Origin of the sequence: Streptomyces sp. NPDC001351 (genome assembly GCF_042896045.1) — a bacterium.
GTDB lineage: Bacteria > Actinomycetota > Actinomycetes > Streptomycetales > Streptomycetaceae > Streptomyces.
Genome location: NZ_JBIAWS010000002.1, coordinates 13,086 through 28,201 on the forward strand (window position 1 = coordinate 13,086; position 15,116 = coordinate 28,201).

Annotated in this window: 14 protein-coding genes; 9 read left to right on the forward strand and 5 right to left on the reverse strand. The window is 71.1% G+C overall.

Annotation, left to right across the window (positions count from 1 at the left end; genetic code table 11):
* The first annotated feature begins 138 nt into the window (after positions 1-138).
* The 4 genes from ACFY1U_RS05585 to ACFY1U_RS05600 are packed head-to-tail and all read left to right on the forward strand — an operon-like array spanning position 139 to position 5,340.
* Positions 139-909, forward strand: a complete 771-nt coding sequence (locus tag ACFY1U_RS05585; RefSeq protein ID WP_099930622.1) for a redox-sensing transcriptional repressor Rex — start codon at positions 139-141, stop codon at positions 907-909.
* Complete coding sequence (locus ACFY1U_RS05590) at positions 906-2,684, forward strand: glutamyl-tRNA reductase (protein ID WP_390692863.1); 1,779 nt, start codon at positions 906-908, stop codon at positions 2,682-2,684. The genes ACFY1U_RS05585 and ACFY1U_RS05590 overlap by 4 nt, the downstream gene beginning before the upstream one ends.
* The gene (hemC, locus tag ACFY1U_RS05595; RefSeq protein WP_390692864.1) at positions 2,681-3,640 is read left to right on the forward strand and encodes a hydroxymethylbilane synthase; all 960 of its coding nucleotides are present in this window, start codon (positions 2,681-2,683) and stop codon (positions 3,638-3,640) included. The genes ACFY1U_RS05590 and hemC overlap by 4 nt, the downstream gene beginning before the upstream one ends.
* Positions 3,637-5,340, forward strand: a complete 1,704-nt coding sequence (locus ACFY1U_RS05600) for a uroporphyrinogen-III synthase (protein WP_390692865.1) — start codon at positions 3,637-3,639, stop codon at positions 5,338-5,340. Before hemC ends, ACFY1U_RS05600 begins: the two co-directional genes overlap by 4 nt.
* 114 nt (positions 5,341-5,454) lie before the next feature.
* On the opposite strand, the gene ACFY1U_RS05605 is transcribed toward ACFY1U_RS05600, so the two are convergent.
* Positions 5,455-6,846 carry an FAD-binding oxidoreductase gene (locus ACFY1U_RS05605; protein ID WP_390692867.1) on the reverse strand — a complete coding sequence of 464 codons (1,392 nt, stop codon included), beginning with the start codon at positions 6,844-6,846 and terminating at the stop codon, positions 5,455-5,457.
* 187 nt (positions 6,847-7,033) lie between these two features.
* Between ACFY1U_RS05605 and hemB the strand changes: the two genes are divergently transcribed.
* The 4 genes from hemB to ACFY1U_RS05625 all read left to right on the forward strand — a co-directional run bounded on the left by hemB (position 7,034) and on the right by ACFY1U_RS05625 (position 11,409).
* The gene (gene hemB / locus ACFY1U_RS05610; protein WP_390692868.1) at positions 7,034-8,026 is read left to right on the forward strand and encodes a porphobilinogen synthase; all 993 of its coding nucleotides are present in this window, start codon (positions 7,034-7,036) and stop codon (positions 8,024-8,026) included.
* A 301-nt stretch (positions 8,027-8,327) separates the two neighbouring features.
* Positions 8,328-8,690, forward strand: coding sequence for a DUF805 domain-containing protein (locus tag ACFY1U_RS05615; protein ID WP_390692869.1), 363 nt, complete (start codon positions 8,328-8,330; stop codon positions 8,688-8,690).
* A gap of 495 nt (positions 8,691-9,185) precedes the next feature.
* Positions 9,186-10,088: an SAM-dependent methyltransferase gene (locus tag ACFY1U_RS05620; RefSeq protein WP_390692870.1), complete on the forward strand. Its 903-nt coding sequence runs from the start codon at positions 9,186-9,188 to the stop codon at positions 10,086-10,088.
* Positions 10,089-10,209: 121 nt separating this feature from the next.
* A complete protein-coding gene (locus tag ACFY1U_RS05625; RefSeq protein WP_390692871.1) occupies positions 10,210-11,409 on the forward strand; it encodes a PLP-dependent aminotransferase family protein in 1,200 nt (399 codons plus the stop codon).
* A gap of 232 nt (positions 11,410-11,641) precedes the next feature.
* On the opposite strand, the gene ACFY1U_RS05630 is transcribed toward ACFY1U_RS05625, so the two are convergent.
* Complete coding sequence (locus ACFY1U_RS05630; RefSeq protein ID WP_390692872.1) at positions 11,642-12,418, reverse strand: DUF4253 domain-containing protein; 777 nt, start codon at positions 12,416-12,418, stop codon at positions 11,642-11,644.
* 45 nt (positions 12,419-12,463) lie between these two features.
* Entirely contained in the window at positions 12,464-13,051 is a 588-nt protein-coding gene (locus ACFY1U_RS05635; protein WP_390692873.1) for a TetR family transcriptional regulator, read from the reverse strand.
* A gap of 73 nt (positions 13,052-13,124) precedes the next feature.
* On the opposite strand from ACFY1U_RS05635, the gene ACFY1U_RS05640 reads away from it, so the two are divergent.
* Positions 13,125-13,985: a class I SAM-dependent methyltransferase gene (locus ACFY1U_RS05640; RefSeq protein WP_390692874.1), complete on the forward strand. Its 861-nt coding sequence runs from the start codon at positions 13,125-13,127 to the stop codon at positions 13,983-13,985.
* Here ACFY1U_RS05640 and ACFY1U_RS05645 read toward each other — a convergent pair.
* Positions 13,969-14,211 carry a DUF397 domain-containing protein gene (locus tag ACFY1U_RS05645; protein WP_390692875.1) on the reverse strand — a complete coding sequence of 81 codons (243 nt, stop codon included), beginning with the start codon at positions 14,209-14,211 and terminating at the stop codon, positions 13,969-13,971. The genes ACFY1U_RS05640 and ACFY1U_RS05645 overlap by 17 nt on opposite strands.
* Entirely contained in the window at positions 14,208-15,035 is an 828-nt protein-coding gene (locus tag ACFY1U_RS05650) for a Scr1 family TA system antitoxin-like transcriptional regulator (protein ID WP_390692876.1), read from the reverse strand. The genes ACFY1U_RS05645 and ACFY1U_RS05650 overlap by 4 nt, the downstream gene beginning before the upstream one ends.
* Between the last annotated feature and the right edge of the window lie 81 nt (positions 15,036-15,116).

Sequence of the window (15,116 nt, forward strand, 5' to 3'; positions counted from 1 at the left end):
CGCGTGACCCCGGTCACGTTGGCCGGGCAAAACGGACACCATCTTTGTGCACGCGTTCACAAAGACATAGCCTGCTGTCGACGGGGCGGTCTGGGTACGTGTGACCGCCTACAGCCCCGCTCTACCCGCAGGAGCACCGTGGCAACTGGCCGAACTCACCGACCGGCGACCCGTAGCCGAGGGATTCCCGAGGCCACCGTCGCCAGGCTTCCGCTGTACCTCCGAGCCCTGACCGCACTGTCGGAGCGCTCGGTACCCACGGTCTCCTCCGAGGAGCTCGCGGCCGCGGCGGGGGTCAACTCCGCCAAGCTGCGCAAGGACTTCTCCTACCTGGGTTCGTACGGAACGCGCGGTGTCGGCTACGACGTCGAGTATCTCGTCTACCAGATCTCGCGTGAGCTGGGGCTCACCCAGGACTGGCCGGTTGTGATCGTCGGTATCGGTAACCTCGGTGCCGCCCTCGCCAACTACGGCGGGTTCGCCTCCCGTGGTTTCCGTGTCGCGGCCCTCATAGACGCCGATCCGGCCATGACCGGACGGCAGGTCGCCGGGATCGCCGTGCAGCACAGCGACGACCTGGAGAAGATCATCTCCGACAACGGCGTCTCCATCGGCGTGATCACCACCCCGCCGGGCGTCGCCCAGCAGGTCTGCGACCGGCTCGTGGCCGCCGGGGTCACCTCCATTCTGAACTTCGCGCCGACCGTGCTGTCCGTCCCGGACGGCGTGGACGTGCGGAAGGTGGATCTGTCGATCGAGCTGCAGATCCTCGCCTTCCACGAGCAGCGCAAGGCCGGCGAAGAGGCCGAGGCCGCGGGTCCCGACGGCTCGGGACCCGTCGCCGCAGCCCGCCAGGAGTCCGCCGAGCAGGGGCCCGACGGGGACGTACCCGCCGTGATGCCGGCATGAGTCTCCTCGTCGTCGGGCTGAGTCACCGCAGCGCCCCGGTCAGCGTCCTGGAGCGGGCCGCGCTGAACGCGGACGCCCAGGTCAAGCTGGTGCAGGACACGATCGCCGCGGAGCCGGCCACCGAGGCCGCGGTGCTCGCGACCTGCAACCGCATCGAGCTGTACGCCGACGTGGACAAGTTCCACGCCGGTGTCGCCGAGCTGTCCACGCTGCTCGCACAGCACAGCGGGGTGGGGCTGGAGGAGCTCACGCCCTATCTGTACGTCCACTACGAGGACCGGGCGGTTCACCATCTGTTCTCGGTGGCCTGCGGACTCGACTCCATGGTCGTGGGGGAAGGGCAGATCCTCGGGCAGATCAAGGACTCGCTGGCCAAGGCGCAGGATCTGCACAGCGCCGGGCGGCTGCTGAACGATCTGTTCCAGCAGGCGCTGCGGGTCGGCAAGCGTGCGCACTCCGAGACCGGGATCGACCGGGCCGGGCAGTCGCTGGTCACCTTCGGGCTGGAGCAGCTGGCGTCCGGGACGGATGTGCAGGCATGGGCCCGGGGGAAGAAGGCGCTGGTCATCGGGGCCGGGTCGATGTCCTCGCTGGCTGCTGCCACGCTGGCGCGGGCCGGGGTTGGCGAGATCGTGATCGCCAACCGTACGGGGGAGCGGGCCGAGCGGCTCGCCGAGATCTTGAACGAGGGTGCCGGCGACGGCGTGCTCGCTCGTGCGGTGCCGATGGATGCGGTGTCCCGCGAGCTGACACGTGCCGATGTCGTGGTGTCCTGTACCGGGGCCACTGGGCTTGTGCTGACGGCCGGAGCGGTTGCTACGGCGGTGCAGGGCCGGGTGGTTGACGGGGTGCCGGAGGCTGGTGCCGGCGCGGGGGCGGTTGCGCAGCCCGGCGGTGACGGGGTGCCGCCCGCGCCCACCCGTGCCGCCCAAGCGGCACGATTGCCCGCAGGCTCAGCGGAACGACTGCCCGCAGGCTCCGCGGATGAAGAGAACTGTCCGCTTGATCTTCCCGCTGTGCAGCAGGGGTTCTCCGTCATGGGGGAGGCTGCCGTCGCCGGGATGGATGCGGCGACCCTGGAGCAGCATGCCGTCTGGGTGGACAACGGGGACGTCGACCGTCGTGAGGCCGCTCGGCGGGCGCCCGAGGCGGATGCCGAGCTGATCACCGCGCTGGCCGCCACCGTGGCCACGGTCGGGCGTATTCCGGAGCGCCGCAGGGCCGAGCCGGTCGTCGAGGCCCCGCGGCCCGCGCCCGTGCTGTTCCTCCTGGACCTGGCGATGCCCCGCGACATCGACGCGGCCGTGCACCGGCTGGCCGGGGTGCGGCTCGTCGACATCGAGTCGCTCGCCGAGGCCTCCGCGGATGCCCCGATGGCGGCCGACGTCGACCAGGTGCGGCGGATCGTGGCGGATGAGGTGGCTGCCTTCGGGGCGGCGCTCAGGGCCGCGCACATCACGCCCACCGTCGTGGCCCTGCGCACCATGGCCGCCGATGTCGTCGCCCATGAGATCGCGCGGCTCGAGGGGCGGCTGCCCGGGCTCGACGACAAGCACCGCAGCGAGATCACCCAGACCGTCAAGCGCGTCGTCGACAAGCTGCTGCACGCGCCGACCGTACGAGTCAAGCAGCTCGCGGCCGAACCGGGCGGAGCAGGGTACGCAGATGCCCTGAGGACCCTGTTCGACCTCGACCAGGAAGCGGTGGCCGCCGTCTCCCGGGCCGAGGGCGCCGACGATGAATCTGAGAACAGCAAGAACCGAGGGCCGGCATGAGTAGCAAGGCATTGAGACTGGGGACGAGGCGAAGCAGACTCGCCATGGCCCAGTCCGGGCAGGTGGCGGACGCCGTGAGCCAGGTGACCGGACGGCCCGTCGAGCTCGTCGAGATCACCACGTTCGGCGACACCTCCCGCGAGCACCTCGCGCAGATCGGCGGCACGGGTGTGTTCGTCACGGCGCTGCGCGACGCGCTGCTGCGGGGCGAGGTCGACTTCGCGGTTCATTCGCTCAAGGACCTGCCCACCGCGCAGCCCGAGGAGCTGGCGCTCGCCGCCGTCCCGCTGCGCGAGGACCCGCGCGACGTGATCGTCGCCCGGGACGCGCTGAAGTTCACCGACCTGCCGCGCGGGGCGCGCATCGGTACGGGTTCGCCGCGTCGCATGGCGCAGCTGAACGCGTACGCGCGCAGCCACGGGCTGGACATCGAGACGGTCCCGATACGGGGGAACGTGGATACCCGGATCGGGTACGTGCGGGACGGTGAGCTGGACGCCGTGGTCCTCGCCGCCGCCGGCCTCAACCGGATAGGCCGTAGCGATGAAGTGACCGACTTCCTGTCGGTCGACACCGTTTTGCCCGCCCCCGGCCAGGGGGCACTGGCGATCGAGTGTGCCGCGGGCGACGCGGACCTGATCGCCGCGCTCGGAGAGCTCGACGACCCGTTCACCCGGGCCGCCGTGACCGCCGAGCGATCACTGCTCGCCGCCCTGGAGGCCGGCTGCAGCGCCCCTGTGGGCGCACTGGCCGACCTTCTGGCCGACGGGCAGATTGTCAAGGAAATGCGCCTGCGGGGCGTCGTCGGTACCACCGACGGCTCCCGCACGGTGCAGCTGTCCACCACCGGTCCCGTGCCCGAGACGTACGACCAAGCAATGGCGCTCGGCCGTGAACTCGCTGCCGAGATGCTTGCCCAGGGCGCGGCCGGTCTGATGGGGGAGCGAGCACATTGAGCCCCACCACCCTTCCCGCCGGCCTTGAACACGGGCACGTCACCTTCCTCGGTGCCGGACCCGGGGATCCGGGACTGCTGACTCTGCGCGCCGTGGAGGCGCTGGCGAACGCGGACGTCCTCATCGCCGAGCACGACGTGCTCGACGTGGTGCGTCAGCACGCCCGACAAGGCGTCGCCGAGGTGCACACGGACGGGGGTCCTTCCTCGGACCCGCTTCCGGGCACGGGCACACCTCAGCTCGCGGTTGTTGACAGCTCGTCAACAACCGCTGGGGTCCCCGTGGTACGGGATGCCGCACATCTTGTCATGGAGGCCACGCGGGGCGGCAGGCGGGTCGTCCGTGCGGTGTCCGGTGACCCCGGACTCGACGCGTACGCCGCCGAGGAGATGCTCGCCTGCGCCGCCGCGGGCGTGCCCTTCGAGGTCGTGCCCGGTGTCGCCGCGGCCGTCGGCGTGCCCGCGTACGCCGGTGTCCCGCTGCGCGATGCCCAGGGTGCGGACGTGCGGTTCGTGGACGCCCGTACCGCCTCGGACCGCTGCTGGACGGAGGTGGGCGTCTCCGACGGGACGGTGGTCGTGTCGACGACCCTCGACTCCGTGGGCGCGGCCGCGGGCGAACTGGTGTCGGCCGGCCGTAAGCCGGACACGCCGATCACCGTGACGGTGGCCGGTACGACCACCCGCCAGCGGACCTGGACGGCCACGCTGGGGAGCATCGCCCAGACGCTCAAGCAAGCCAAGGTGCTGCCCTCGCCCGAGGGCGGGCGGCCGGTGATAGCCGTGGTCGGTGAGCGTTCCGCCGCCGCCCAGCGCGACCGGTTGTCGTGGTTCGAGTCCAAGCCGCTGTTCGGCTGGAAGGTCCTCGTGCCGCGTACGAAGGAGCAGGCGGCTTCGCTCTCCGACCAACTGCGGTCCTACGGGGCCGTACCGCACGAGGTGCCGACCATCGCCGTCGAGCCGCCGCGCACGCCCCAGCAGATGGAGCGGGCCGTGAAGGGGCTCGTCACCGGGCGGTACGAGTGGATCGCGTTCACCTCCGTCAACGCGGTGAAGGCGGTCCGGGAGAAGTTCGAGGAGTACGGGCTCGATGCCCGGGCGTTCGCGGGGATCAAGGTCGCCGCGGTGGGGGAGCAGACCGCCAAGGCGCTCGTCGCCTTCGGTGTGAAGCCGGATCTGGTGCCCAGTGGTGAGCAGTCCGCTGCGGGGCTCCTCGAGGACTGGCCGCCGTACGACCCTGTTTTCGACCCGATCGACCGGGTGTTCCTGCCGCGTGCGGACATCGCCACGGAGACCCTGGTCGCCGGGCTGATCGAGCTCGGCTGGGAGGTCGACGACGTCACGGCCTACCGGACCGTGCGGGCCTCGCCGCCGCCGGCGGAGACTCGGGAGGCGATCAAGGGCGGTGGGTTCGACGCGGTGCTGTTCACTTCGTCGTCCACCGTGCGGAACCTGGTGGGGATCGCCGGGAAGCCGCACAACGTGACCGTGATCGCGTGTATCGGGCCGGCCACCGCCAAGACCGCTGAGGAGCATGGGCTGCGGGTGGATGTGATGGCTCCGGAGCCGTCTGTGCACAAGTTGGCCGAGGCGCTTGCCGATTTCGGGCTGCGGCGGCGCGCTGCCGCGCTGGAGGCCGGGGACGCGGTTACTCGGCCGAGTGAGCGGCGGCCGGGGGCTCGGCGTCGTCGTACGACCTGAGCGATGTGGGGGGTGCGCGGCCCTGGGGGCTGCGCACCCAGGGCCCCATCGGCCCGAGAGGCCTCGTCCTCAAACTCCCCCAGAGGGGGGTACCCCCAGACGGGCTGGAGGTGCTCACGCAGGTTGTGAGGTCACCGTATGCCCGAAGCGCAGCAGGTTGGCCGGGTCGTAGTGCTCCTTCGTTCTGCTCAGCCGGGTGTACACCTCGTCCGTCCAGGCGCGCGCCCGGTCCTTCTCGGAGCCCGGCCTGCCGTGGAGGTTGACCAGCGTGTGGCCGGTGCTCCACGGGGACATGGCGTTGTGGAGGGCCGTGGTGGCTGATTCCACGGCGGCTGCGGTGTCGGGGTCGGGCAGGACGCCGACCGTTTCCAGGAGGTAGCCGGCGTCGCGGGCGCAGATGGCGTCCTCGACGGGGGCCGGGCGGGAGAGTTCGCCGCCCATGTGACGGAGTTCGATCAGCAGGAGCGGGAGGTCCGGGACCACCGGGCCGGCCTGGGCCAGGAACGCCGTCCGGGCGTCCGGGGGCAGCGCCCTGAGCAGGGTGCAGGCCTCGCGGGCGGGGAGCGGGTCGTGCGGGTCCAGGTAGATGCGGTCCATGGCGGCGTACGGCATGTCCTCCACCGTGTCGATGACGACGGGCGCGGCGGCGCGGACGGGGGCCAGGAGGCCCTCGCCCTCCTGCGGGTCGCCGGTCCAGGCGAGGGCGACGCGGGCCCAGAAGCCGCCGCGCAGGGGCTCGGGGATCTGCGGGACCGGCGGCAGGCGCAGGATCGTGTACGCGCTGCACATCTCGGTGGGCAGGGTGGTCGTCCAGTCGGCCCAGGTGCGCAGGACCGTCTCCGCGTGTTCGCCGGGGAAGTAGATGCCGCCGCCGAGGACCGAGGGCAGCGGGAGCAGTTCGCAGGTCAGCTCGGTGACCACGCCCACGTTGCCCTTGCCGCCGCGCAGGGCCCAGAAGAGGTCCGGCTCGGTGTCGGCGGTCACCGTGCGCAGGGTCGCGTCCGGCGTGACGACCTGGAAGGAGCGGACCCGGTCGGCCGCGTAGCCGTAGGTCCGGCCGAGGACGGGCAGACCGCCGCCCAGGGTGTAGCCGACGACGCCCGCGTCCGAGGACGACCCGCCCAGCGGGGCGAGTCCGTAGGGGGCGGCCGCCTCCAGGACGTGGCGCCACCTCGCGCCGGCGGCGACCGTCGCGGTGCGTTCGGCCGGGTCGATCGTCACGTCGGTCATGCGGGTGGTGCTGATGAGCAGGCCGCCGTCGATCGGGAAGTTCGCTCCGTGGCCGGTGGCCTGGACCGCCACCGGGGTTTCGGTGGCTGCGGCCCAGCGCATCGCCGTCACGATGTCGTCGACGCCCGCCGCTCCGACCACGATGTCCGGGTGGTGGAAGGACGACAGATTGAAGCCGGTGACCTCGGCCACATAGGCGTCGTCGCCGGGCCGCAGGACCGGCCCGTGGATCTCGGACAGGGCGAACAGGTCCGGAGTGCGGTGGGTGGCGGTCATCTGCTCCTCCTCCTTCGCGCAGGCGGACAGCCGTGCGCGGCGAGGGGACGGGGGCCCGGTCCTTGCGCCTTGCCGTTTTTTCAGGATGGACCCGGGGGGTCCGGGCCGCATCGCGGGGGCCGGCGGCTGCGCAGGCCCGACATACCGTCGGCAAAGGTGCCTGTGGGCCGGGCGTAGCGTAGGTGGCATGACGAAGTACGGATCCTTCCCCGGCACGCGGCCGCGGCGGCTGCGGACCACCCCCGTCATGCGGCGCATGGTCGCCGAGACCCGGCTGCACCCGGCGGACTTCATCCTCCCCGCCTTCGTGCGCGAGGGCGTCTCCGAGCCCGTGCCGATCTCCGCCATGCCCGGCGTCGTCCAGCACACGCGCGACAGCCTGAAGAAGGCGGCCGCCGAGGCGGTGGCCGCAGGGGTCTCCGGGATCATGCTGTTCGGCGTGCCGGAGGAGGAGAAGAAGGACGCCCTCGGGACGCCGGGAACCGACCCGGACGGGATTCTGCAGGTCGCGATCCGCGATGTGCGAGCCGAGGTCGGGGACGATCTCCTGGTCATGTCCGATCTCTGTCTCGACGAGACGACCGATCACGGGCACTGCGGAGTCCTCGACGCTCAGGGGCGCGTCGACAACGACGCCACGCTCGAGCGGTACGCCGAGATGGCGCAGGTCCAGGCCGACGCGGGTGCCCATGTGGTGGGGCCCAGCGGAATGATGGACGGCCAGATCGGGGTCATCCGTGACGCCCTCGACCAGATCGGCCGGGAGGACGTCGCGATCCTCGCCTACACGGTGAAGTACGCCTCCGCGTTCTACGGGCCGTTCCGTGAGGCCGTCGGCTCCTCCCTGAAGGGGGACCGGAAGACCTACCAGCAGGACCCCGCCAATGTGCGTGAGTCGCTGCGGGAGCTGGCGCTCGACCTCGAAGAGGGCGCCGACATGGTGATGGTGAAGCCGGCCGGACCGTTCCTCGACATCCTCGCGCGGGTCGCGGACGCGGTGGACGTGCCGGTCGCCGCCTACCAGATCTCCGGCGAGTACTCGATGATCGAGGCCGCCGCCGAGAAGGGCTGGATCGACCGCGACCGGGCGATCCTGGAGACGCTGACCGGCATCAAGCGGGCGGGCGCGCAGAACATCCTCACGTACTGGGCGACCGAAGTGGCGGAAAAGTTGCGCTGATTCGCGCTACGGATGGGGATCCTTCAGGCCTCGAATCGGCCACCAGCCGGCATCGGAATGCACTCGGTTCGGCAACGGAAGCGACTCGGATCCATGAACTGACGCCTCCCACCCCCCGGTTGCCCGCCGTTCTCCGTGATCAGTGGCGGGTCCGGGACCGATTCGCGGTGGATCTGTCCGAAAAGCGCTCAACCCTTGCGCCGTACACACCGAATTGACGAGTTCTCGTCAGTGTCCTTACCTTCTCGCCTGGCCTGATCCGTTCTGGATGGTCCGAACGTCGATCCCTGGGGGGACACACATGAGCTGGTTCATCGAGGTGCTGAAGAAGTACGCGGTGTTCAGCGGGCGCGCGCGCCGCAAGGAGTACTGGATGTTCTGGCTGTTCGCGGCGATCATCTATGTCGTGCTGCTCGCCGTCGGCCTCGCGATCAAGGTGCCGTACCTCGCACTTGTCTTCGAGGTCGCGATCCTGCTGCCCAGCCTGGCCGTCGGCGTGCGCCGTCTGCATGACACCGGCCGCTCCGGCTGGTGGCTCCTGTTCGGGCTCGTTCCTCTCGTCGGCGGTATCACGCTGCTGGTCTTCAGCTGCTCCGACAGCCAGCCGGGCGTGAACAAGTACGGTCCGAACCCGAAGGAAGAGACGGTTCTGGCCCACGCCTGATCCTCTGAGCATGGAGGCCGCCCGGTTCACGACCGGGCGGCCTCTTCGCGTTCCGTGCGGCGGGAGCGTGCCCGGCGGGGGCGTGCAGGGAGCGGGTCGCTGCCGGGCCCTCGTCCTGGAGGCCCTTCCCGTCCCTGCACCCCGTCAGCGCGAACGCGGCGAGTACCAGGGCGGTGGCGGCGAGAAGGCGGGTGCGACGGGCTCGGGCGGGCATGGTGGTACGTGCCTTCCGTGGGCGGTGGGCTGGGGGAGTCCAGCCTGAGCGGTGATCGGCTCCGTACGCCACAGTCTGCGGACGATTCGGGACGCCGACGCCAGGGGATGGCCTCTGACCTGCGGGGATGTTGCGTCCCAAGGTCTCGGTACGGGACGCTTCCGGGGCCCGGGACCTGTGAGGTCACGGTGCGGGCCACGGCAAGTGCCGCCGACGGCTAGGTTGTTGGCGTCCGGTCCTTGTCTCTTGAGCGACCGCCCCGACTCTCCAGGGAGACGCCCATGCCCGGTGACGCCCTCAGCCAGGATCCCGCCGAGCTGAGAAGGAGGATCGACACCACCAAGGCACACCCGGCCCGCGTCTACGACGTCTTCCTGGGCGGCAAGGACAACTACCCCGTCGACCGGGCGGCAGCCGCCGCCGCGCTCGCCGCCAACCCGCGCGGCTACCTCGACGTACGGCACAACCGCGACTTCCTGCGCCGCGCGGTGAGCACGCTCGCCGGACAGGACGGCATCAGCCAGTTCCTCGACATCGGCACCGGCCTGCCCACCGCGGAGAACGTCCACCAGATCGCCCAGCGGATCATCCCCGACGCGCGGGTCGTGTACGTCGACAACGACCCCGTGGTGCTCGCCCACGCGCGTGCCCTGCTCACCAGCGGGCCCGGCGGCCGTACCGACTACATCGACGCCGACTTCAAGAACCCGGCCCAGATCCTCGAACAGGCCGCCAAGACCCTCGACTTCGACCGGCCGGTCGCACTCTGCCTCGTCGCGCTTCTGCACTTCGTCGAGGACGAGGAGGCGTACCCGATCGTGCGCGAACTTGTCGACGCTCTGCCGTCCGGGAGCCGACTCGTGCTCAGCCATCTCACCGAGGACCTCAATCCCGAGAACATCCGCGCGGTCCGACGGACCTACACCGAGCGCGGCTTCACCTTCGTGCTGCGCTCCCGGGCGGAGGTCGAGCGCTTCTTCACCGAGAGCGCGCTGGAGCCGGCGGATCCGGGAGTCGTCCCCGTGCATCATTGGCGCGCCGACCACGCCGCTCCCGTTCCCGAGCAGCCGGACGCCTCCTACCTGGCGGCGCTCGACGACATCGAGAAGGTCCGGTACGCCGACATCAACGACGTCACGGACGCCGACATCAACGTGTACGCGGCGGTCGGCAACAAGGCCTGAGCGCCCGGCCGAAGGTCGAAGGGGCGGTCCGTCCGCATCGCGGAAACCTGCTTGTAGAGGGCACGTACATCCCTAGGCTGCGGTCACGAGCCGCCGTCACCGCAGCCGAAGGAGCCGTGCCATGACCCTCGCACCCGCCTTTGCCCCCGTCCCGCCGCTCGCCGCGCGGGCCCGGTCGATCGGCGGTTCGCCGGTACGGGACATCCTTGCCGTCACCGCCCGCCCCGAGGTGATCAACTTCGCGGGCGGACTGCCCGCGCCGGAGTTGTTCGACGCGCAGGGGGTCGCGGAGGCCTTCGGGTCGGTGCTCGCCGAGGCGTCCGCGCAGGCCCTGCAGTACTCCACGACGGAGGGCGAGCCGGCGCTGCGGGGCGCGCTCGCCGCGCGGACGGCGGCCCGCGGGCTGCCCACGGACGCCGACGACATCCTGGTCACCACCGGCTCGCAGCAGGCGCTGTCCCTGCTGGCCACGGCGCTGCTGGAGCCCGGGGACGTCGTCCTCGTCGAAAGTCCCTGTTATCTCGCGGCACTTCAGGTCTTCGCGTTCGCGGGCGCCCGGGTGGTGGCCGTCCCCGGAGACGGCGACGGCGTCGACCCCGACGCACTGGAGGACCTGGTGGTGCGGGAGCGGCCCAAGCTGCTGTACACCGTGCCCACGTTCCAGAACCCGACCGGCCGCACCATGCCGGCCGGCCGCCGGGCCGCCGTCGCGGCCGTGGCCGCCCGCCGGGGGCTGTGGATCGTCGAGGACGATCCCTACGGCGAACTCCGCTTCGAGGGCGAGCGGGTGCCGTGGATCGCCTCGTACGAGGCGGCGGCGGACCGGACCGTGCTGCTCGGCTCCTTCTCCAAGGTCATGGCGCCGGGCCTCAGGCTCGGCTGGCTGCGGGCGCCCGCCGAACTGCGGCGCGCCTGTGTCGTCGCCAAGCAGGCCGCCGACCTGCACACTCCGACCCTCAACCAGCTGGCGGCGGCACGGTACCTGGCGGACCGTGACCTGGACGCCCATGTGGCGCGGGTCGCCGGTGTCTACCGCGCGCGCCGGGACGCCATGCTGGCCGGGCTGGCCGAGGCGCTTCCCGAGGGCTCCACCTGGGCCCGGCCCGAAGGCGGCATGTTCCTCTGGGCCCGCCTTCCGGAGCCGTACGACACCACCGCGCTGCTGCCGCAGGTGGTGCGGCACGACGTGGCGTACGTCCCCGGCGCACCCTTCTACGCCGGCGCCCCCGACCGCACGACCCTGCGGCTGTGCTTTGTGACCCAGACGCCGGAGGAGATCGGGGAGGGGCTCAGGAGGCTGGGGGAGGGGCTGCGGGGCTAGGGGGGCCTGTTTGGATCACACCCGTAACGCGGGTGGGGGTGTGACGTTATTGAGAACGCCAGAAACGTCACATTTCGTACATGGAGGTCTCAAATGGTTCTCTCTGCCCTGCTCACCGGTGTGGCTCTCCTCCTGCACCACGCTCTCGGCATCTGAAGACAGCCCCTACGCCGCGGCCGAGACCGGTGCGCCCACCACCGGACCGGCCGCGGCGTCTGTGTACGGCGGACCGTCAGTCCCACCAGAAGTGCCAGGCCGGCTGGTCGAGGAGCTGGTGTTCGGCATAGGCGGCCAGGGTGGTGTCCGCGCCCTGCAGCAGGTTGTCCGGGCAGAACGCGAAGTGCTCGGCGGCGACAGCCTCCGCCTCGGCGAGGGTGGTGGGCGGCGCGGCGACGGACACGATCAGCTGATCGAAGCCGAGCGCCACGACCCGTATGCCGAAGCGGTCCTCCCAGGAGCGGAGCACGGAGCACAGCCGCGCGGTGTCGCCTTCGTGGTTCGCGGGGCCCGTCCAGCCGATCGCCGCGGGGATGTCGGCGCTGCGGCGGGCGGGGACCAGGGCGAGGCGGGGGTCCTTGAGGGGGCCGCCACCGTCGAGGAGGGAGTCCACGACGGCGGAGGCGACGGACTCGGGGTCCGCTTCGGCGGTCATGGACCGGGCGGCGGCCAGGCCGGGCCAGTCGGCGCCGTCCTCCGCGCACTCGTACCAGAGCTCCTCCAGCACCTCCTCCGCGTCGTGGTCCCCCGGGTAGGACATCTCGCCCGGTGCCAACTCCCATTCCTCCGGCCCGCCGTGACCGGCACCGACGTCGAGGACCACCGGGAGCAGTCCGGCGGCCGGTGCCGACCGCTGGAGCGCGGCCCGCGCGCCGGGCACCGCCCGGTTGTCGGCCAGCCACAGCAACGGCTCGTGCCACGGCCCGTCGTCCGTGGCGTCGACCAGTACGCCCGGCGGGAGTTCGAGGCCGAGGGACGCGAGGTGCCGCAGGGGGTTGGGAAGAGTCGCCATGTCAGTGACTGTAGGGGCAGCCACTGACAATCCCCCGGGCGGCCGTCACCGCAGGGCGCCCCCGACGACCGTCGCCACCGTCCCGCCCACCGCCGCCGCGTCCGGCGGCCCCGCCTCCCGGTCGGCGAACAGGAGGTGTGCGGCGCCCAGCAGGGTGGCGGCGAGGAGGTCCATGTCCGCGTCCGCCGCGATACGGCCCAGGTCGCGCTCGGCGGCGAGATAGCCCCTGAGCATCGCCGACGCCTCCGTCATGAGCGGGATGCCGCTGGAGCCGGCCGCGCGCAGCCGGGCGCGGAGTTCGTCCCGGGTGATGACCAGGCCCACGACGGCGACCGCCACCGCGTCGAACAGATCCGTCAGCGCGCCGCTGAGGTTGCCGACGACCGTGCCCGTCCCGGCGGCCTCCCGGAGGGCCGCGTCCAGGTCCGCCAGCCGGCGGATACGGTCCAGCACCAGCTCCGCCAGGAAGGCGTCGAAGTCCGCGAAGTGCCGGTGCAGCACCCCCTTCGCACAGCCCGCCTCCGCCGTCACCGCCCTGCTGGTCAGGGCGTTGGGGCCGGCGCGCAGCAGGATGCGCTCTGCGGCGTCGAAGAGCTGTTGGCGTGGGTCGCGGATGGCCACACCTGTCGGCATACCGCCTCCTGTCCCTCCACGAGTGGGCGCATGCCCATTGACGAGTGGGCGCGCGCCCACCCATAGTGGGCGCATGCCCACTTTACCGTCCTCGTCGTCCTCCTCGGCGTCTGCCGCCGAGCGCCGGCCCGGCAACCCGTCCGCGAACGAGCCCCACCGGCGCCGCGACATCGCCGAGTCCTTCGGCACGGACGCCGAGCGCTACGACCGGGCCCGCCCCCGCTACCCCGACGCCCTGATCCAGCGGGTCGTCGCGGCCGCCCCCGGCCCCGACCTCCTCGACGTCGGCTGCGGCACCGGAATCGCCGCCCGGCAGTTCCAGGCGGCCGGCTGCAAGGTCCTCGGCGTCGAACCCGACGTACGCATGGCCGAGTTGGCGCGACGGCTCGGTACGGACACGGACGTCGCGAAGTTCGAGGACTGGGAGCCGGGGGAGCGGCGTTTCGACGCCGTCGTCGCCGGAACCGCCTGGCACTGGATCGACCTCGCCGCGGGCGCGGCCAAGGCGGCGCAGGCGCTGCGGCCGGGCGGTCTGCTGGTCCCCTTCTGGAACGTGGCCGAGACCCCGTCCGACCTCGCGGAAGCGGTCGCCGACGCCGTCGAATGCGTCATGCCCGACACCCCGTTCGACTTCCGGGCGGCCCTGACGCGGTCCATGGTCGACGGCTACCAGGTCTTCCTGACCAAGGCCGCGGACGCGATCCGGGCGGCGGACGGCGCCTTCGGGGAGCCCGAATTCTGGCGCTGCGACTGGGAGTTCACGTACACCCGCGAGGCCTGGCTGGACGTCCTGCCCACCCAGGGCGCCTTCACCCGCCTCCAGCCCGACCAGCTCGCCGAGATCCTGGACGCGGTGGGCTCCGCCATCGACGCGCGGGGCGGCACGGTCACGATTCCATACGCGACGTTGGCGGTCGTCACCTGCTTGCGGTGAAGGCGGCCCAGGCGGCGGGGGTGAGCTGGAGGGTGGGGCCGGTGTCCGCGGGGTTCTTGGAGTCGCGGATGTGGATGGTGTGGGGGCAGGCGGCGACTTCGACGCACTCGCCGCCCTCGTCGCCGCTATAGCTGGACTTGCGCCAGGAGACGGCGACTTCGAGGCACTCGCCGCCCTCGCTCCCGCTGTAGGTCGACTTGAACCACTGAGGTGCCTCGGTGCTCATTGCTCTCCTAGCAGACGGTCCAGCAGACCTCTTGACTCCAATGGGGACAGGGCCTGTGCCCGCAGCATCGCATATTTGCGGGCGAGGATGGATACCTCATCTGCGTCAGACACCCACTGGCTGCCGCGTTGGCCCTCGATGTAGGCCAGGTGCTGGTGGTCGGGGGTCTCCAGGAGTACGAAGGGGCCATTCAGTCCAGCGTGGGAGCGGCTGGCCATCGGCAAGAACTGCAAGGCCATACAGGGAAGTTCGGTGCACGCCCGCAGATGACGGAGTTGTTCCGTTTGGACTTCGGGGCCTCCGATTGCCAGGTGCAGTACCGGCTCCCAGATGACGAAGCTGACTGTCGGCGGACTCTTGCGACGCAGGATCTCCTGCCGCTCGATACGCGCCGCGGCCTTAGTCTCGACCTCTTCCGTGTCATACGCCGGAACGCGCTCCCGGAGTACGGCTTCCGCGTAGGCCAGGGTCTGGAGAAGGCCGGGCAACACCTGGTTGGCATAGAGCGACAACGCAATCGCCTCCCGCTCATGCTCCATGTACAGCTCGGCCCACATCGGGAACTGGTCGATCTCCGGCAGATTGGCCACGCCCGCCGACAACATCCCCTTGGTCTGGAGGATCTCGTCGAGTACCGCGGCCAGGTCCGGCTTCAACGCCCGTCTGCCCTGCTCGATCGAGGCGATGGTCTCCTCGTCGACCCTGACGAGTTCCGCGAGCGCGCTCTGGGTATGACCCGCGGCGCGACGTGCGGTGCAGAGTTGCTTGCCCAGCATCTTCATGGACGTGAGGTTCTTCGGCCGCGGCGGCCTCCTGGCGCTCATGCAGGTCTCCCTCCCCCTCGGGACGCGTACGTCACCGCGTGTGAACCCGTACAAAAAATCTGTACGGGTTCACCGAGTGAT